The sequence below is a fragment of the Bacillus sp. I-2 genome, from assembly GCF_001974945.1.
Lineage (GTDB): Bacteria > Bacillota > Bacilli > Bacillales > Bacillaceae > Bacillus > Bacillus safensis.
In genome coordinates this window covers 173,653-192,275 of record NZ_LZRW01000045.1, presented here as the reverse complement: position 1 = coordinate 192,275, position 18,623 = coordinate 173,653, and the positions used below count along the sequence as shown (strand labels likewise).

General features: G+C 41.0%; 22 protein-coding genes, 1 pseudogene and 1 riboswitch. Of the genes and pseudogenes, 4 read left to right on the top strand and 19 right to left on the bottom strand.

All coding sequences use genetic code 11. The features are described 5' to 3' along the window. Window positions 1-9 precede the first annotated feature (9 nt). The 10 genes from ccsB to BAE31_RS17400 form a co-directional block, all read right to left on the bottom strand. Window positions 10-1,188 (bottom strand): c-type cytochrome biogenesis protein CcsB, encoded by a 1,179-nt coding sequence (ccsB, locus tag BAE31_RS17445; RefSeq protein ID WP_024428071.1) that lies wholly within the window; start codon window positions 1,186-1,188, stop codon window positions 10-12. Continuing rightward, window positions 1,172-2,851: a cytochrome c biogenesis protein ResB gene (resB, locus tag BAE31_RS17440; protein WP_076841002.1), complete on the bottom strand. Its 1,680-nt coding sequence runs from the start codon at window positions 2,849-2,851 to the stop codon at window positions 1,172-1,174. Before resB ends, ccsB begins: the two co-directional genes overlap by 17 nt. A gap of 1 nt (window position 2,852) precedes the next feature. Beyond that, the gene (gene resA, locus BAE31_RS17435) at window positions 2,853-3,383 is read right to left on the bottom strand and encodes a thiol-disulfide oxidoreductase ResA (protein WP_076841001.1); all 531 of its coding nucleotides are present in this window, start codon (window positions 3,381-3,383) and stop codon (window positions 2,853-2,855) included. A 90-nt stretch (window positions 3,384-3,473) separates the two neighbouring features. Continuing rightward, complete coding sequence (gene rluB / locus BAE31_RS17430; RefSeq protein WP_024422842.1) at window positions 3,474-4,208, bottom strand: 23S rRNA pseudouridine(2605) synthase RluB; 735 nt, start codon at window positions 4,206-4,208, stop codon at window positions 3,474-3,476. A 135-nt stretch (window positions 4,209-4,343) separates the two neighbouring features. Beyond that, complete coding sequence (locus tag BAE31_RS17425) at window positions 4,344-4,880, bottom strand: spore maturation protein (protein WP_024422843.1); 537 nt, start codon at window positions 4,878-4,880, stop codon at window positions 4,344-4,346. Window positions 4,881-4,884: 4 nt separating this feature from the next. Beyond that, a complete protein-coding gene (locus BAE31_RS17420; RefSeq protein ID WP_024422844.1) occupies window positions 4,885-5,472 on the bottom strand; it encodes a nucleoside recognition domain-containing protein in 588 nt (195 codons plus the stop codon). After that, on the bottom strand, window positions 5,460-6,611 hold the full coding sequence (locus BAE31_RS17415; RefSeq protein ID WP_076841000.1) for a D-alanyl-D-alanine carboxypeptidase family protein: 1,152 nt from the start codon (window positions 6,609-6,611) through the stop codon (window positions 5,460-5,462). Before BAE31_RS17415 ends, BAE31_RS17420 begins: the two co-directional genes overlap by 13 nt. A gap of 113 nt (window positions 6,612-6,724) precedes the next feature. Further along, complete coding sequence (locus BAE31_RS17410) at window positions 6,725-7,204, bottom strand: YpuI family protein (RefSeq protein WP_024422846.1); 480 nt, start codon at window positions 7,202-7,204, stop codon at window positions 6,725-6,727. A gap of 113 nt (window positions 7,205-7,317) precedes the next feature. Beyond that, window positions 7,318-7,911, bottom strand: coding sequence for an SMC-Scp complex subunit ScpB (gene scpB / locus BAE31_RS17405; RefSeq protein WP_024422847.1), 594 nt, complete (start codon window positions 7,909-7,911; stop codon window positions 7,318-7,320). Then, a complete protein-coding gene (locus tag BAE31_RS17400) occupies window positions 7,901-8,659 on the bottom strand; it encodes a segregation/condensation protein A (protein WP_024422848.1) in 759 nt (252 codons plus the stop codon). Before BAE31_RS17400 ends, scpB begins: the two co-directional genes overlap by 11 nt. Window positions 8,660-8,868: 209 nt before the next feature. Between BAE31_RS17400 and BAE31_RS17395 the strand changes: the two genes are divergently transcribed. Next, window positions 8,869-8,961, top strand: coding sequence for a YjcZ family sporulation protein (locus tag BAE31_RS17395; protein ID WP_012010430.1), 93 nt, complete (start codon window positions 8,869-8,871; stop codon window positions 8,959-8,961). Between the two features lie 90 nt (window positions 8,962-9,051). Then, window positions 9,052-9,576, top strand: coding sequence for a DUF309 domain-containing protein (locus tag BAE31_RS17390; protein ID WP_041109664.1), 525 nt, complete (start codon window positions 9,052-9,054; stop codon window positions 9,574-9,576). A gap of 24 nt (window positions 9,577-9,600) precedes the next feature. Here the strand turns inward: BAE31_RS17390 and BAE31_RS17385 are convergent, their stop codons facing one another. From BAE31_RS17385 to BAE31_RS17355, 7 genes and pseudogenes are all read right to left on the bottom strand, one after another. Next, the gene (locus BAE31_RS17385; RefSeq protein ID WP_024422850.1) at window positions 9,601-9,954 is read right to left on the bottom strand and encodes a GNAT family N-acetyltransferase; all 354 of its coding nucleotides are present in this window, start codon (window positions 9,952-9,954) and stop codon (window positions 9,601-9,603) included. 113 nt (window positions 9,955-10,067) lie between these two features. Next, window positions 10,068-10,532: a 6,7-dimethyl-8-ribityllumazine synthase gene (gene ribH / locus BAE31_RS17380; protein WP_029706184.1), complete on the bottom strand. Its 465-nt coding sequence runs from the start codon at window positions 10,530-10,532 to the stop codon at window positions 10,068-10,070. 47 nt (window positions 10,533-10,579) lie between these two features. After that, window positions 10,580-11,185: pseudogene (gene ribB / locus BAE31_RS17375) on the bottom strand (3,4-dihydroxy-2-butanone-4-phosphate synthase); the annotation flags it as partial. 11 nt (window positions 11,186-11,196) lie between these two features. Further along, window positions 11,197-11,847, bottom strand: coding sequence for a riboflavin synthase (gene ribE, locus BAE31_RS17370; protein WP_041109666.1), 651 nt, complete (start codon window positions 11,845-11,847; stop codon window positions 11,197-11,199). Between the two features lie 253 nt (window positions 11,848-12,100). Further along, window positions 12,101-12,242: riboswitch (FMN riboswitch) on the bottom strand. 106 nt (window positions 12,243-12,348) lie between these two features. After that, the gene (locus tag BAE31_RS17365) at window positions 12,349-12,693 is read right to left on the bottom strand and encodes a hypothetical protein (protein ID WP_008344451.1); all 345 of its coding nucleotides are present in this window, start codon (window positions 12,691-12,693) and stop codon (window positions 12,349-12,351) included. Between the two features lie 228 nt (window positions 12,694-12,921). Next, the gene (locus BAE31_RS17360) at window positions 12,922-13,158 is read right to left on the bottom strand and encodes a DUF2164 domain-containing protein (RefSeq protein ID WP_039179646.1); all 237 of its coding nucleotides are present in this window, start codon (window positions 13,156-13,158) and stop codon (window positions 12,922-12,924) included. A 202-nt stretch (window positions 13,159-13,360) separates the two neighbouring features. Continuing rightward, window positions 13,361-13,942 (bottom strand): TetR/AcrR family transcriptional regulator, encoded by a 582-nt coding sequence (locus BAE31_RS17355; RefSeq protein ID WP_076840998.1) that lies wholly within the window; start codon window positions 13,940-13,942, stop codon window positions 13,361-13,363. Window positions 13,943-14,253: 311 nt separating this feature from the next. Between BAE31_RS17355 and BAE31_RS17350 the strand changes: the two genes are divergently transcribed. Continuing rightward, window positions 14,254-15,477, top strand: coding sequence for an MFS transporter (locus BAE31_RS17350; protein ID WP_239500395.1), 1,224 nt, complete (start codon window positions 14,254-14,256; stop codon window positions 15,475-15,477). Between the two features lie 29 nt (window positions 15,478-15,506). Here the strand turns inward: BAE31_RS17350 and BAE31_RS17345 are convergent, their stop codons facing one another. Further along, window positions 15,507-15,944, bottom strand: a complete 438-nt coding sequence (locus BAE31_RS17345) for a peptidylprolyl isomerase (protein WP_007501040.1) — start codon at window positions 15,942-15,944, stop codon at window positions 15,507-15,509. Between the two features lie 321 nt (window positions 15,945-16,265). On the opposite strand from BAE31_RS17345, the gene BAE31_RS17340 reads away from it, so the two are divergent. Next, window positions 16,266-17,150 carry a DUF1002 domain-containing protein gene (locus tag BAE31_RS17340; RefSeq protein ID WP_024422856.1) on the top strand — a complete coding sequence of 295 codons (885 nt, stop codon included), beginning with the start codon at window positions 16,266-16,268 and terminating at the stop codon, window positions 17,148-17,150. Window positions 17,151-17,189: 39 nt separating this feature from the next. Here the strand turns inward: BAE31_RS17340 and lysA are convergent, their stop codons facing one another. Then, window positions 17,190-18,515, bottom strand: coding sequence for a diaminopimelate decarboxylase (lysA, locus tag BAE31_RS17335; RefSeq protein WP_034280367.1), 1,326 nt, complete (start codon window positions 18,513-18,515; stop codon window positions 17,190-17,192). Window positions 18,516-18,623 lie beyond the last annotated feature (108 nt).

The following is an 18,623-nucleotide window of genomic DNA, read 5'->3' as shown; positions in this document are numbered from 1 at the left end:
TCCTTGTGATTATGCGTAAGAATGAAGCCCCGCAATGACAAGGTTGACAAAGATGAGATTAAACATAATAATGGCGAAGCCGATCACAGCAAGCCAAGCGGACTTTTCACCATGCCAGCCTCGCGACAAGCGAAGATGAAGATAGGCAGCATAAAAGAGAAACGTAATCAATGCCCATACTTCCTTCGGGTCCCAGCCCCAAAACCTAGTCCATGCAATTTGCGCCCAGATCATGGCAAAGATCAGCCCGCCTAACGCAAATACAGGGAAACCAATCGAAACCGCCCTATACCCAATTTCATCAACTAAATCTAGGTTCACCTGTTTCACTAGCGGTTGAAGCAGTGCGCTCAGTCGTTTGCGAATGATCAATCGAATGAGTCCGTATATGATCAGCCCTACGCCAAATGACCATAACACCGTATTGACCTTTCTACCCGAAAAAACAGGCGGCAGCTCAACAAACGGTTCCAAACGATCTTCCGTCACAAGCTCCCCTTTATGAGGTCCGACAAGAGCTGGCAGCTCATAGACCATCTCACTTTTTTCTTTATTTTTATCGATCCAATTAAATGTCGCTTCATATCCTGTCATTCTAAAGATAGACGTGACAGCGATAAATGCAAGTGTGACCACAATCATAAACATGACAAGCTCTAAACCAAACGTCTTCTTCCCTGGCTTTGTTTGATCCACATGCTTTAATAGAAAGATGACACCTGCCACAAAGCTGATGGCTAAAATGGCTTGGCCAAGTGCTGCTGTTGTCACGTGAATATAAAGCCAATTACTTTGAAGTGAAGGAATCAGCGGTGAAATATCTGATGGGAACATACTTGCATAGGCAATAATCAATAAAGCGATTGGAAGTGTGAATAAACCAAGTACAGACACTTGATACACAAAATATAAAATGATGAATGCAAGCACCAGCATCATGCCAAAAGCCGTTGTGAACTCAAACAAATTACTGACTGGTGCATGACCAGATGCGATCCATCTTGAAATAAAATAGCCCAACTGGCTCAAAAAACCGATGATGGTAAGCGTAATGCCAATGAGTGCCGCCTTATTCCTGCGCGGTCCTTCTTCTTTCTTTTTTCCCTTAATGGCACCACCAAAAAAAGGAACTGCCGCTAAATAAAATAGAAAAGCTGCAAATAACAGATTTTCACTGACTGCCGCCATCTAATCCTTCCCCCTTGCTTTTGCTGATACTTGTTGTATCAGGCAGTTCTTTTTGATCAACTGGCTGTTTGATGCCACTGCCGTGCAGTAACACACTAAGATCGGACTTTAAGCCGAACCAGTTTTTGTTTGTATGTCCTGCCACCAATACTTTTCCATCCTTTGCCGACAGCCAGATTCTTCTATGCTGCCAATACATCCCCTGCACGACACCAATCATGAAGATGATTCCGCCTACTATGAGCACGCCAAGTGTTAAATCCTTTCTCACTGTTAACCCTGTGACGTTTTTCGTTTCGACCCGATCAAACTTCATTTTATATAGATTGTTATCAGAACCCTCTACTGTCTCTTGAATGGCGACAAAGCTTTTTTCACCTTTAGGTTTTTCAGGAGAAATCATTTCAAACACGAAAGCAGGATTATTCGGATTTCTTGTTTTCGTACTTGGCGTTCCATCATCGTCAAAATAAAAATCAGGCAGATAGCTCATCACCTTGACTTTGTAACCGCTACCAAGATCATATTCTGACTTAGGCTCCAGCAGATTAATCTTCACTGTACCGAAAGATTTTTCTGTATCTTTACGAATCAGCTGAAAGACCATTTGATCGAGTTCATTTTGCTTAAAATCCACTTGATATAATGAGAAATTGTCAAACTTGAGCGGTTCATTCACTTTGATATCGTGTTCTGTTACCTGCTTCAGCTTGGGCTTTTCACCAAATACAACTTCTCCTTCACGTTTGTATAAAACGGCATCCGTTTTATAGCTTTTCACCACTTGACCATCGCCAGCTTTTTCAATGGCATTCTCAAACACTTCTTTTTCATTTCCAGTTTCATAGCGATCAATTGAAAACGCATTATTTTTCAAGAAGTATTGACCATCCGTACCTGGAATTGGTGCAGTTTCCCCTTCTCTGACCCACAGCGTTTCATCCACGTACATGCCCGGGACAAACCGGAGCATCGCTCCAATGAGAAAGATGATTAGTCCAATGTGATTGACGTAAGGTCCCCAGCGTGAAAAACGTCCTTTTTCGGCTAAAATATGCCCATTTTCTTCTCGCACGCGGTAACGCTTTTGTTTCATTGCTCTTATGATGCCTTCATATGTATGCTGATCTAATGTTTTGTCTGTCTCGCTAAACAGACGCTGTCTTCTCATAAAGCCTTCTTTTTTGATAACCCCTTGGTTTTTGAGTGCTCGATAAAGAGGAATAACACGGTCGAGACTGCAAATAACAAGGGAGATTCCGATAGATGCGACAAGAGCTAAAAACCACCAAGAATTATAAAGATCATGGAATCCAAGTGTGTAATACAGTTTGCCAAACGATCCATATTGCTCTTCATAATACGTGGAAGCAGATGCACCTGGCGGAATAAATCGCTCCTGCGGAAAAATCGTTCCAAGCGAAGAAGCGAGCAGTGTAATGACAATCAGCCACACACCCACTTTAACGGAAGAAAAAAAGTTCCATACTTTATCAACAATCGTTTTGTTGTATGTTTGCGAGCGTCTTGCACTGCCGTCATATCTCATATCAAGCAGCTTTGAAGAGTTTTTCTCTTTAGCCGCAATGGGATTCCCGCATGATTCACATAGAACAGTACCGATTGGATTAATATGTCCACACTCGCACTTTACCTCTTTCATTCTATGACCCCTTTGGTTTAATCAAATTCATATATTCATAGACATTACGTTCTGTCATCGTTCCTTTTATGACTTTGATTACCTTGCCTTCAGGACTGATTAAAAATGTGGTTGGCAGCGGCGTAATATCATATGCCTCTGTCACTTGACGATCTTTGTCCATGGCAACAGGAAAATTCACGCCATAGGATTCCATAAAATTTTTCACGGCAATCTTGGATTCCGCAACATTGACTGCAACAATTTCCACACCGCGATCCTTGAACACTTCATATTGATTCGCCATATAAGGAAATTCTTGTTTACACGGACCACACCATGTACCCCAAAAATTAAGAAAGACACCTTTGCCTTTTAAGTCCTTTAACTCAATCCGATCCCCCTCGACAGATTGAAGGACAAAGTTTGGCGCAATAGATCCTTCTTTGACTCGATCCTGTTTGGCAAATACTGAGTTATACATTGTATAACATAGTGCAGCAAGCATCACGAGGAGAATGCCCGTCCGTATGAAAAACCGTCTTTTTTTCATCTGAAGTACCCCTTCCCCATAGACATTCAGGTAAATTATAGCATTCTCCTTCTTTTGATGCTTCTTCATTTTTTGAAGTTTATGTGAAAATTAAAAAGCGCTTTTCCCATGATCGGCAATTGCTCTCAGGCGCTTTACTTCATGCGGAGACAATTCTCTGCGGTCTCCTGGTCTCATACCTTCAATATGAAGGAACGAATATTGCTCCCTTTTTAGCTTTAACACATCATGTCCAATCGCTTCAAACATGCGGCGCACCTGTCTGTTTCTGCCTTCGTGAATGGTTAATTGAACAATACAAGTTTGCTTTCGTTTATCAATAGAAAGCATTTTCGCACGAGCAGGTGCTGTTTTTTTATGATCTAACATGATCCCTTTTTCTAGCTTTCTAAGCAGTTCCTTTGATGGAATGCCTTTTAGCTTCGCTGCATACGTTTTATCAATTTCGTATTTCGGGTGCATGAGCTTATGGGCAAATTCCCCATCATTTGTAATCAAAATCAAACCGCTCGTATCATAATCTAACCGGCCGATTGGGTAAAGACGCTGCGGGACATCATCAAAGAAATCTGTGACGACCTTGCGTCCTTTATCATCCTCGGCAGCCGAAATGACGCCGCGCGGTTTATAAAGCATAAAGTAAACCGGTTCTTCTCTTTCAAGCTTTAATCCATTGACTTCAATTTTATCTGAAGAGCCCACCTTCACTCCGAGCTCTGTCACTGTTTGACCATTAACGGTAACTCGTCCTTCTTTAATTAATTCTTCAGCCTTTCGTCTTGAAGCGACGCCGGCATGTGCAATTACTTTCTGTAAACGTTCCATTTGTCTTTCACCTCATGTACTATCTTACTTGCTTGACTTAAAACAAACAAGCATTCGTGGAAAAATAAGCGTTTCGTCTGTCTAATTTCAGCTAAAAAGCGATTTTCCATCCATGAAATACAAAAAAGCGCCTGATTAGGCGCCGCTAAATAACAAACTGACGATAATCACAGAGGCAATGACACCAATGAGATCTGCAAGCAAACCTACTTTCAGCGCATCTCCCATTTTTTTAATCCCGACTGCTCCAAAATAAACCGTTAAAATGTAAAGGGTGGTGTCTGTTGACCCTTGCATGACAGCTGCAAGCTGGCCAATAAAAGAATCTGGGCCATACGTCGCTATCAAGTCTGATGTCATTCCAAGTGCAGCCGTTCCTGATATCGGGCGAATAAACGCAAGCGGCACCACTTCTGGCGGGAAACCAATCGCTGTAAAGACTGGTTTTAATAGTCCCATAACAAAATCAAGCGCACCTGACGCACGGAATATCGTAATGGCTACAAGCATACCGACTAAATAAGGAATGATTGAAAAGGCAATTTGAATGCCCTCTTTTCCTCCCTCTACAAATGTTTCATAGGTTGGTACCTTTTTAATGGTTCCAGCAATCAAAATCCCTGCGATGATCAGTGGAATCAAAGCAAGTGACAGCCAGTTAATAAATGCCACAAGATCACCCCCGCCTGCTTCTGCGATAGTGGAAATAACGATCGATGATGATTGCACCGATTCCTGAAATGAGTGTTGCTAAAATGGTTGGCCCTACAATGTCTGTTGGCTGATCTGCCCCATAGGTCATTCTTATTGCAATGACGGTTGTTGGCACAAGTGTGATAGAGGATGTGTTGACCGCTAGAAATGTAATCATAGAACGGCTTGCCTCATTTTTCCCGCCGTTTAATGCTTTCATCTGCTCCATCGCCTTAATTCCAAGCGGTGTAGCGGCATTCCCGAGACCAAAGAAATTCGCCATGAGATTGGACAAAATATACCCCATTGCAGGATGATTAGGCGGAATATCCGGGAATAGCTTTGAAATAAAGGGCCGGCACAATTTACTAAAGAAATTTAACAGCCCTGCCTCTTCGGCAATCTTCATGAGCCCGAGCCAAAAAACGAGGACACTAATCAAACCAATTGAAATAGTAACCGCTTCTTTTGAGCCTTTAAATACAGCCTCGTTCACTTCCTGCATCGTTCCATTAAACATCGCATAGACAAGACCGATGACAGTGAGAAATACCCAAATTAGATTGACCATGAAGATCCGCCTATAGATGTCTGAAAGACAGACTTAAACATTTCTTGAAAGCTTTTTTGAGGCATGCGGTTTCGTTTATTTTCATAAAAAATCGGTAATTGCTCGATCACCTGTCCATCTAATAAAATCGTCATTTTTCCTACAACATCTGGGATGGCTTCGGCGTTATTTTTCCACTTCTTTTTAGGAGCGAGCATTTCCGTTTCAATTTTGACAAGTTTTTTTTCATCTTCATTTAAAAAATAGTCCACATCACGCTTGATAAACGCTTTTTTTTCGTAAAAGGTCCCTTTTAACGAAGCAAGCCTTCCTTTTTCAGCAAGCACATACGTTTTATAGTGATCAAATGCATATTCAAACATAGATATATGATCCTTCCAGTCGTCAGGTGCATTAATGGTCACAGCGATCAGCTGAGCATCATTCTTTGCAGCGGTGGAGACAAGTGTTCGTTTTGCAAGCTTTGTATATCCTGTTTTCCCTCCAGTGGAATATTCGTATAAACCGGTGAGCAGCTTGTTTTTATTTTTCCAATAGCCTTCCATTGTCTTCGCTTTATAGAAAGTTGTACCGGCAATTTTTTGATATTGTTTATGCTTCATCGCGTATTTTGTTAGGATCGCCATGTCATAGGCTGATGAATAATGATTTTTATGATCATCGAGTCCGTGCGGATTTTGAAAATTCGTATTCTCCATTCCTAGTTCAGCCGCCTTTTGATTCATCATAAAAATAAAGCCTTCTAAGCTGCCGCCAACATGCTCTGCAATGGCAACAGCTGCATCATTTCCAGAACGCAGCATGAGCCCGTATGTCAAATCTTCTAAGCTCACCTTCTGCCCTTCCTTTAAATAAATGGATGACCCCTCCGCCCCAATCGCACGTTTTGATACTTTGACGGTATCTTTCATTTTTCCTGATTCAATGGCTAATACAGCTGTCATGATTTTTGTAATACTGGCGATTCTTCTTTTTTCGTGCTCGTCCTTTCCAAATAGGACTCTGCCTGACTGTCCATCTATTAAAATGGCGCTTCTTGCACTCACTGATAATGAAATGTCTGCTTTGGCATGTGAGGAAAAAGGCAGTAAGAGTGTAAATAGAAGAAGGACTGCTGTTCCAATTTTTAAATAGGGCATGTTCATTCACGTCCTTGTCCGTTTTGTACAAGTGTATGCTCAGCTGAAAAAGTTATGATGCCCCGTCCATAAAAAAAAGCGCCTCTACATGTAGAGACGCTTCTTCTAATTGCTTATACCATTTTCACTTGCTGATGAGAAGTCGTATATTCGAGCTCTTCTCTCATCGCTAAAAAGTCTTTTTCTAATGAAGAAAATAATTGTTTCATATCAGCGGATACTTCATGGTGAAAAACAATGCTGCTTTTTCCTGTATAGGCCGAACGGCTGTCTTCATACCATGTATCCTTTTTAGGCGTGAAAAATTCTTCAATACATTGATGATAAATACGGTGGAGCATCTGCTGTGCGGCTTGCTGCGGGAATGTCTGCTGCTGGCCCATTTTCCTGCAAACTGCTGCTGCATCCTCGCTGTACACTGCAAGCTTCCGTAATGTACTCAATATGTCACAATAATAGGCTTCCGCTTCGGGGTTTAATCGTTTCAAGCTTGATAAGGTGGTTTCGTTCAGAAAACCATTCATTTCAATTGCAACCTTTGATAAAAAGACGCCTGCTTGATCAACTTGAGCCTTTACATTCATATGTGCCATTTGTTTCGTGTTTACCTTCCCCTCATGGCTTTGTCACCATTTTATCTGTCATCAAAAGATTTTAGACCTAAAATCTTTTTTATATTTTATCATACATTTTTCATTCTTTTGAACTATTTTATGTCTTCAAATGTTTGATTGAAGTTTTCAAAAAATAGATCGGCCTCTTCTTGTACTCCATCTGCTTCCACATTCTCTGGAAGCGGCGGTAATTCATCTAAGGCTTTTAAGCCAAATTGCTCTAAAAAGGTAGGGGTTGTCCCATAAAGAATCGCTCGTCCCGGACCATCGGCACGTCCTACTTCACAGAGCAGCGCTTTGGCTACTAAGCTATGAAGTACCCGCTCTGATTTGACTCCTCTAATCTCCTCTACCTCACTGCGTGTAATCGGCTGTTTATAAGAAACAATGGCAAGCACCTCCAGCGCTGCCTGCGACAAACCCTTGGATGGTGTCTCGACTAATTTTTTTAAATACATGCTGTATTCTTTTTTCGTCAGCAGCATATATGAATCTGCATATTCAATGAGCTCAATCCCTCGTTCTTGTTTTTGATATTCTTCCTTTACGGATGACATAATGTCGAGTAATACCGACTCATCTACTTCAAGAACAGACATGAGCTGTTTTCTTGTTAAGCCTTCGTCACCTGCTGCATACAGCAGCGCTTCTAAGATGGCTTTCCAATTCACGATATCAAGCGTCATGAATCGTTTCACTCCCTATGATATAAATGTCTTCAAAGTTCCCTTCCTGCTCTAACATGATTTGATGACTTTTCATCAATTCGAGAACAGCAAGAAACGTCACGACAAGGTGTTCCTTTTGATCATGTTGAAATAGAGTCATGAAATTGGTCCGCTTTTTTGTTTTTCTTAAATGGTTCATAATCTCATTCATTTTGTCTTCAATCGGGATTTCTTGTCTTGTAATCTTTGATGGTGCTGGTTTCGTTATTTTCTTTCGATTTAATACCTTTTGGAACGCACCTAACATATCATACACCGTTACGTGTAAATTTGTGTCCTTCGCTTCTGATTCTTTTGCAAATTCGCTTAAATCACTCGGTGGTTTTGTAAAGGCATTTTGCCTTTCTTCTTCGCGTTCCTTTAGTTCTTGTGCTGCATTTTTATACTTGCGGTATTCAATCAATTTGCCAATCAGCTCTTCTCGAGGGTCTTCTTCCTCTTCGAGCAGGTCTTCATCAAACAGCTCTTCCTCTTGTTTCGGAAGAAGCATTCTGCTTTTAATACTCAGGAGGGTTGCAGCCATGACCAAATATTCACTCGCAACATCGAGCTCAAGCTCCCTCATCGTGTGGACATATAATAAATACTGCTCCGTTATTTTAGCGACGGGAATATCATAAATATCAATTTCCAACCGGTTAATTAAATGTAACAGCAAGTCCAAAGGACCCTCGAACGAATCTATTTTCACCTGATATTCCAGCATCTTTTTCTCACCATTTCTACTGTCTTCTAAGTACCGTTTCACCGGCTAACCTTTAGTATAAGACAGGATAAAGCTCTCGTCCAATATAATTTCGGCCAAAATGCCTTAGGCAAATCAAGAAAAACAGTGGATCCGCCCATACCAATAAGGGCATTTATACATAGAATACCATTGTAATCAGAACTGATGAAAAAGGAGGCCGTATCATTATGGGAGATGGCTATAACTTCGGCGGAGGATTCGCGCTAATTGTCGTGCTTTTCATCTTGCTGATCATCGTTGGCGCGGCTTGGGTTTATTAAAGAAACAGAGCGTCCTTTTCACTAAAGGGACGCTCTTTCTTCTTTTCTTTTCGATATGTTAGACTGAGAGTGGAAAAGGAGATGACCGCTGTGTATCCTGAAGCGTACGTGGCTTTTTTACACGAATTTCATACGACAAGAGATTATTTTGAGTGTCATGAAATTTTAGAGGAATATTGGAAAGAAGATCCCCCTGAGCAGCGCAAAGAATATTGGGTCGGGCTCATTCAGCTCGCAGTTGCCTTGTATCATCAAAGACGGGGAAATGGAAAAGGAGCAAAACGGCTCATTTCTAACAGTCTTCATTTGTTAGAAGCAAACCGTTCAGTATTATCGAATCTCGGTCTGGATGATGAGGCATTTCTGATGCTTCTGAGAACGCTGAAAAAGAAAATGGATGAAGATTTGCCCTATGAAAGTGTGATGCTGCCAATCAAAGATGAAGCACTTCTTTCTTTATGCCAAGAAATGGCCCAAAAAGAAGGACTGCTCTTTGGACAGGAAAGCAACTTATCCCATACATTTTTAATCGAAAAACATAGACTCCGTGACCGGACAGAAGTTTTGCTGGAACGAAAAAAGCAGATTGAACGTAAAAAAAGCAGAGGACTGTAGCCTCTGCTTTTACATGTGTGATATTTAATTTGATTCGCTGTGACACTTATGAAAGAAGCCTTGCGTTAATTCATTTGGAATGAGTGTTTTGGTTTTAAATATTTCTTCCACGGCTAAAACCATTTCCTTGCCGATTCCTTGATCACGATGGGATGGATTCACACTAATATGCTCAATTTGTACTTGGTCGTCTGTTTTCAACACACCAATAGCACCTACAATATCCTCGCCATCTTTCCATAGGAACAGCTGCCGATCTTCATCCATTTCATATGACTTCATCGTCTGCTGAAGCTGTTTGACGTCTTTCTCACCCGGCATAAAGGACAGAAGTCCCATGGCAATTTTTTCAAAAGACCTCTTGTAACGAATTAACATATATACCCCTCAATATTCAAATTATCCTAATTTCCAGCAAATGTCTTATGATTCATTTGCTCATCACACATTATAAACATTTTTATACCGTTTTTAAACTCTTTTTCACTAAATTAAGAGAACGTTCGATTGAGATTCGCCATTTCAATAGCAGCTGCAGCCGATTCGCTGCCTTTATTTCCTGCTTTTGTACCAGCTCTTTCAATGGCTTGTTCAATAGATTCTGTTGTGAGTACACCAAAGATAATCGGTACCCCTGTTGACATAGCACTCTGAGCAATTCCTTTAGCAGCTTCATTACAAACGTAATCATAGTGAGTCGTTGCGCCTCTGATCACGGTTCCAAGTGTGATGACTGCATCATATTTTTTGGTTTCTGCTAATTTTTTTGCCATGTACGGGATTTCAAAAGCGCCTGGTACCCACACAACATCGATATCATCACCATTTGCTCCGTGTCTGAGTAATGTATCTTCTGCTCCATCTAACAGTTTACTTGTAATAAAATCATTGAATCTCGCTACAACGATTGCAAATTTTAGTCCTTCTGCTACTACATGACCTTGTATTGTATTCATATGTTGATCATCCTTTTTTGTGATTTTTATTTTGTTTCAATAGCGGCTGTTCGATTGTTGTTTAAATATGTCTGTAATGCTTCGATTGTCAGCATCTTTAAATCATGCTGTTTTTGGATCTCCTTTAGTTCAGGGACTCGCGCCATTGATCCATCTGCATTCATAATTTCACATATGACACCCGCTGGCTCTGAGCCTGCCAGTTTAGCAAGATCAACCGCCGCCTCTGTATGACCTGGTCTTTCTAGTACGCCGCCCTCTTTTGCAATAAGCGGAAAAACATGTCCTGGACGGGCAAATTCGTCTGGTTTTGCGTCTTTATTTAACATGGCCAGCATGGTCGTGGAGCGCTCAAAAGCACTAATACCAGTTGTCGTTGTCACATGGTCGATGCTTACTGTAAATGCTGTATGGTGTGCATCCGTATTATGTTCAACCATTGGATGCAGATTCAGTTGTTTGGCAATCGACGCATGGACTGGCGTACAAATGAGGCCTCTTCCATGTAAAGCCATGAAGTTAATCACCCTAGGCGTGGCATACTCAGCAAGTGCCACAAAGTCTCCTTCATTTTCTCTGTCTTCATCATCCACTACGATAATGATTTCTCCTTGTTTAAGGGCATTTACTGCCTCATCAACGGAATGATACATACAATCGCCTCCTAGAATCCGTGCTCTTTTAGAAATGATGGGGTCAATCGAGATGGCTGTTTTTCGCTTTGCTCTTTTGTTAAAAAACGATAAATGTATTTACCGATCATGTCACACTCTATATTCACGATATCCCCCATAGATTTAGTCGGGAAAATAGTTCCTTCAAGCGTGTGAGGAATAATAGAGACTGTGACATGTGAATCTCGCAAATCGAAAATGGTCAAGCTGACACCATCTATTGCGATCGAACCCTTTTGGGTGAGCATATCTGTGAGGGTCTTGTTCATCTTTAAATCATAGTAAATGGCATTACTCTTCTTTTCTATCCGGGTAATGACAGCCGTTCCATCAACATGGCCTGAGACAAAATGGCCGCCAAATCGTCCATTTGAGGACATGGCTCGCTCTAAATTCACTGGACTGCCTTGTGTCAGCTGATCCAGCGATGTCGCTTTGACCGTCTCTGGCATCACATCTGCCGTAAACTGTTCTTTTGTGAAGCTTGTGACTGTGAGACATACTCCATTAATGGCGATACTGTCTCCGAGTTGAACATCTTCCAGCACACGGCTGCATGTAATGACAATTTCCATGGCATCTGCTGACTTTTTACTTATTGACTGAACGGTGCCAACTTCTTCAATTATCCCCGTAAACATGTGATCCTCCCTTTCGTTTCATTTGTATTTCTCACTTTTAAAAAAAGCGATGTTAGGGACATGTGATCGATTGAGCACCTTCGTCGCTTTTTATGGTCCATACAAGGTAGATGAGGGATCACCTAATAAACACTGCATGCAGTCTATTAACGACAAAATCATACAGAAAGCCCCGGAAAAAATTCCGGGGCTGTGGTTTTTTTGCATCAGAAATAAGACTATGATCAACAAATATTTTTCGTTCATAGCTTTCTTTATCCTTCTCCCATCCAGACTTTCACTGTCGGCTTCAGCTTTTCACTGAATCAACCGTTAATAAATTAACGGGTCACGGGCTGTAAAGCATTTGCTTTATTACCGTCGGTCGGGATTTTCACCCTGCCCCGAAGGATACAATCGATATTTAGCTGTCCTTAGGGGCTATTATAGCGATCCTTGTTGTCAAATGCAACAATCAAGATTTCTTCACAAAAAAAGTCTCCTTATAGGAAAGGAGACATGTCAATTTACGACTTTTACTACTTTTATCAGTCCATCTATTCTTTTTTCATTACTAAAGTAGGCTTTAATACGATCGCCTTTTTTCAGATCGGCCACATCATCTTCAAATTTCTTACCATTAAAAATGATTTTTGTGCCATTCTTCGCTTGACCGTAATATTCATCTCCATCAATTTTCGTAATGGTATATTCATAGATGGTGTAATCTTTATCATTATTTGTTAAGCTTTCGCCAATAGCTGTTGGCACATCTTCAATTTTCATGCCATTCATGTATAAATAACCTGCGCCTAAACAAAGCAGTAAAACAAATAAGATCGCAATTTTTAATTTAATTTTCCCCATATTTAGAACCTCCATCATCTGCACTTCGCCTATTTGTATGTTTTATTCCTTCTTTTATTGAAATAAAACCAAAAAAGCTGATTTTCATTAATGGTTACTTATATAACGATTCAGATGGCCCTTTGGTTCCACCTCTTAATCATTACATATGATACGAAATGCGTTCTTTATTAAGGGGGTCTTTTTCCTGTTTATTAGTTCGTAACACACCATACTGCAAGCTTTTCATTATATTCTTTTTTCGAGTGCGAATAAGTCTTCCTCTAACAATTGTGACCGCTGAACAGCGATGCTGCGGCTGTCGCGAACCCCTTGATTATAGTAGTAACTTCCAAGGTTTTTTGTGATAAATTCTAGTATATTAATGGCTGCTAATTCACCAATCTCTTCTTCTCGTTCTTCGGCAAAGTAACGCTGAATGGCCATCATCATTTGATTTTTCTCTTCTTTTGTGAGTGGTTTCAAAGTATCCCCTTCTTTCTTCATTTGCATCTGGATGTGCTGGCACCCCGCAAATACGAATGTTTGTTCTCCTATCATATCATAAAAATACATTCTGCGCATGACTGCCCTATAAGAAAAAGCGTATTTTGATGTAATGGATCAAATACGCTTTCACTATGCTGTATAATTTTTTCATGGAAGCTGCCATAGCGCGTTGTCCATTTTATTTTAAAATGGACAGGATCGTCGCTACAGAATGATCTACAAATGAACGCTCTGGACGTGACTTCATTAGGACGGTAAGCCCGATGAAAGAAACGACCAGTGTCTGTGCTAAGGCTTTAGCATTCAAGCTGCTTTCAAGATCACCTGAGCGAATACCTTGCACAATCTTTTCTTCAAATATGACCGAAAGATACATCTGATGCTCTCTTGTCAGAATTTCAAATTTCTCTTCGTGTGGAGCAAGCTCCACTATCGTATTAATGCAAAAACAGCCTTTACTCGGACCATCTCTATATTCCTCTTCCACTACATCTGTAAATAATGTATGAAATGCTTTCTTTACAGATTGATTGTTTTGAAGTTTTGTTCGAATGCGGGCTGCATGCTGCTTTGTATATTTACGTAATGCAGCCTCAAATAACTCCTCTTTATCTCCAAAGGCTGAGTATAAGCTTGGCCGCTGTATTCCCATTTTTGCAGTCAAATCGCTTAACGTTGTAGCTCTATACCCCTTTTCCCAGAAAAGCACCATTGCATCATCCAACGCTTTTTCCTCATCAAACTCACGCTGTCGAACCATCATCAATTCCTCTTTTCAACAATAAAATCATTTCACCAAAACAATTATTCATTTATTTGTAAGGATATCATTTTTTATTACCAATCAGTACATTATAATTTTATTTTATTCATGTAAAATTGTCAAACTGTCTTTCTTTTTTCAAGTTCAACTTAGAATAACTGGATTAAACTCTTGACTTTAAAATATTTTGTTGGTTATCCTTAACAGGAATCATTTTATACCGATCGATATATTATACTTTTTAGTATAAAAAGGAGAGAATGCAATGAATGGTTAAAGATAAAATGAGTCCAAGAGATCATCCTGATATGAAAACGGCTCATTTTCGAATAAAACCTGAATCAAAGATGAGTCACTATATGGCACTACTTTTTGCAGCAGCGTGCGGGATGGCTGTTGCAAACATATACTTCGCACAACCGTTACTAGATTCACTGGCAGACGAATTCGGTATCACGTATTCATCCATTGGTATTGTCATTACGATTACTCAGCTTTGTTATGCGGCGGGGCTACTACTGATAGTACCGCTTGGTGATCTGTTGAATCGACGACGGCTCATTATCGGTCAGATGCTTTTATCTGTGCTTGCCCTCATTCTAGTCGGCATCGCTCCTATCGTCACCGTCCTATTTCTAGGATTAGCAGTGGTCGGACTGCTCGCTGTAGTCACTCAGGTACTCGTTGCGTTTGCAGCAAGTTGGGCTGCTCCAGAAGAACGCGGCCGTATAGTCGGCTTGGTGCAAAGTGGAATCGTAACCGGCATTCTTCTCGCTCGAACCTTTGCTGGTGTATTAACCGATTTTGCTGGCTGGAGGTCTGTTTATCTTGTTTCTGCCGTCATCATGCTTATCCTAACTGGCGTATTGTTCCGAGTGCTCCCGCGTGATGACAGCAAAAGAGAGTCAATATCCTATGTTCATCTGCTTCGTTCATTGTTTATATTGTTCATACAAGAACGAATTCTGCGCATCCGTGGGATTTTGGCTCTTCTGATTTTTATCGTCTTTGGTACGTTATGGACTTCACTCGTACTGCCTCTCAGTACTGCGCCATACTCTCTTTCACATACTGCAATTGGCGCATTTGGTCTTGCTGGAGCAACCGGAGCCTTAGGGGCTGTTCGGGCTGGCAGCCTTGCTGATCGAGGTTTTGGACAGTTCACAACTGGTATAGCTCTTGTCCTATTATTCATTTCATGGTTTTTCATCAGTTTGACTGAACATTCACTTATTGCATTAGTCATTGGCATTATCATTCTTGACCTATCTGTGCAGGCAGTTCATGTGACCAATCAGAGTATGATTTTTACAGTACGGGCTGAGGCGAGAAGCCGGCTTACTGCGGCTTACATGATTTTTTACTCCATCGGCAGTGCGACCGGCTCAATTGTTTCAACCAGTATATACGCGACCTATGGCTGGGGCGGAGTATGTCTCTTTGGTGCCTCTATCAGCGCTTTAGCCATTTTGTACTGGTTCATCACCTACCGCCTAACGAAACAAATCACAGTAGGTTCACAAACAAAATAAAAAACACCGCGATTAAGCGGTGTTTTAGATTAAGCATCTATAACTTCAACTTTTTCCATGCCTTGGCCTTGCTCCATATCAAGTACAGCCTCGATACCAGATGTTACCTTGCCAAAAACAGTGTGAACACCGTTTAAGTGCGGCTGCGGGTCATGTACGATAAAGAATTGGCTGCCGCCTGTGTCTTTACCAGCATGCGCCATTGATAATGAACCTCTTTCGTGCTGATGTGGATTTCCTTCTGTTTCACATTTAATTGTGTAACCAGGACCACCCGTTCCATTACCGTTTGGGTCGCCGCCTTGGCTGACAAAACCTGGAATCACGCGGTGGAATTTCAATCCATCGTAGAAGCCTTCATTCGCTAATTTTTCAAAGTTTGCTACTGTACCTGGAGCAGCCTCTGGGTAAAGTTCAAACTCAATTTTCTTTCCATTCGTTAATTGTATGTATCCTTTTTTCGCCATTTTTCACATTCTCCTTTCAGGTTAAACAACGCTCATTATAGCACATTTTCGGTGATGTTAAACATCCCCTGCTCTTCGATTGTCATTTACCTCTTATCTGATGATTGATAAAATAGGGTTGCTTGATTCTTTTTTCCTAATAAAATGATATCTGACTAAATGACATGTCTTCATTTATCGGAACAGGAACACATCTTAAAAAGAAAATTGAAACGTCGAGCCAATTTGTTACGTCTATATGATGGAGTGCACTTCATCACGTGTACTCAAAAGATGAGTTTCTCTTGAAAGAGGAACGCTTTCGACTTGAAGGAGGTCAACATGTTTAAAAAAATGATGCTTGGTATGATGGCAGCGCTCCTTTTCCTAATTGGTGCGCCAAAAGTCAGCTTAGCGGATGCAGCTGTCGGCGATGTCATCGTCACACTCGGGCAAGACCTAACACCGGCTGATCGCCAGAAGGTGCTTGACGAGTTGAACCCACCTGAAAATGCGACAAAAATTGAAGTAACCAATAAAGAAGAGCACGAATATTTAGGAAAGTATATCCCTCGTTCTTCTATCGGGACGAGAGCATTATCATCTTCATCGATCACCATTGAAAAATCAGGTACTGGTCTGACTGTGGATACACACAACATCAAGACCATTACAGATGAGATGTATTTAAATGCTTTAATGACAGCAGGTGTCAAAGATGCCAAGGTTGTCGTGACTGCTCCATTTGAAGTATCTGGTACAGCCGCACTGACGGGCTTACTAAAAGCGTATGAGGTGTCAAGCGACAAAGCCATTCCAGAAGATGTGAAGCAGGTGGCAAACGAAGAGCTTGTGACAACTTCTAAATTGGGTGACTCTATCGGGAAAGATAATGCTTCTGCCCTTATTGCAAAAATCAAAGATGACATTGCAAAAAATGGTGTTCCTAAAACCACGAAAGAAGTAGAAGAAAAAGTGGATCAGGCTGCTTCTGATTTGAACTTAAATCTGACGCAGGATCAAAAAGATCAGCTTGTCTCGCTATTTGATAAAATGAAAAACATCAATATCGATTGGAATCAAGTAGGATCTCAAATTGATAAAGCAAAAGACAAGATTACTAAATTCATAGAATCGGATGAAGGGAAAAACCTTCTTCAAAAGATTTGGGATTTCTTTGTCTCCATTTGGAATGCGATCGTTTCTGTATTCACTGGAGGAAAATAATTCATGAAAAAAAGCTGCCTGAACTCCAGGCGGCTTTTTTTAAGTAGATGATTTCACTTTTGATTGATATGGTAAATCAAGTTTGACAATGTCCTCATATGTTTCACGCTCAACCACTAGCTGCGCTTCCCCGTCTTCTACAAACACAACAGCTGGGCGCGGGATACGGTTATAGTTGTTTGACATACTATAGCCGTAAGCTCCGGTACAAAAGACAGCTAATAAATCCCCTTGTGATAATTCTGGCAGATCGATATCCCAAATGAGCATATCTCCGCTTTCACAGCATTTCCCGGCAATTGAAACCGTTTGATCATGCGTTTGGCTCATTTTGTTGGCACTTGCGGCTTCATATTTCGCTTGATATAAAGCTGGACGAATGTTATCACTCATTCCGCCATCTATCGCTACATAATCACGGATGCCAGGTACATGTTTTGATGATCCGATCGTATAAAGAGTCGTCCCTGCATCTCCAACAAGAGAACGGCCTGGTTCTATCCAAATCTCTGGCATATCAAACTCATAGCGGGCCACGTTCTCTTTCACAGCTTGGATAATTTTTTCGACATATTCTGTCGCAGGAAGTGGTTCATCCTCTTCTGTATAACGAATCCCAAAGCCGCCGCCTAAGTTTAATACTGTAGAAATAAAACCAAATGATTCTCTCCATTCATCCAGCTTCAAAAAGATTTTATCGGCTGCAAGGACAAAACCAGCCGTATCAAAAATTTGTGAACCGATATGACAATGAACACCTAAAAGCTCGATCACTTCTGACCCAAGCACTTGTTTCACCGCTTCATCTGCTTGTCCATTGTGAAGATCAAAGCCAAATTTTGAATCCTCTTGACCTGTCGTAATGTAATCATGCGTATGCGCTTCGACACCAGGCGTGATGCGGAGCAATACTTTCACTTTTTTTGACAGCTCTTGACCAAGCTGTTCAATGAGCTTCATTTCATAGAAATTATCCACAACAATACAGCCGATCCCATGCTCTAAAGCCATTTTTAATTCTTCTCTGCTTTTATTATTGCCATGGAAATGAATTTTTTCTACTGGGAATCCAGCGCAAATGGCTGTGTGAAGCTCACCGCCTGATACGACATCAAGAGATAATCCTTCTTCTTTGGCAAGCTGAAACATGGCGATGGAGGAAAATGCTTTACTCGCATATGCTACCTGTGCCGTTAATTCTTCTTCTATAAATGCTTTTTGAAAGCTTTTTGCGCGCTCCCGTATTAAAGCCACATCATATACATAAAGTGGTGTCCCATACGTTTCAGCTAAAGAAACAGCATCAACACCACCAATTTCTAAATGACCGAGTTCATTTTGTCTGCAAGTGCCGTGTAAATACAATGTCATTCCCTCTTTCTCCACTTCGGCTGAAAAAAGGCAGCTGCGTGAGCTGCCTTTTGCCGTGTCTCAAAGTTAAAAATACAATATCACAATCTTCAGCCACTTTCA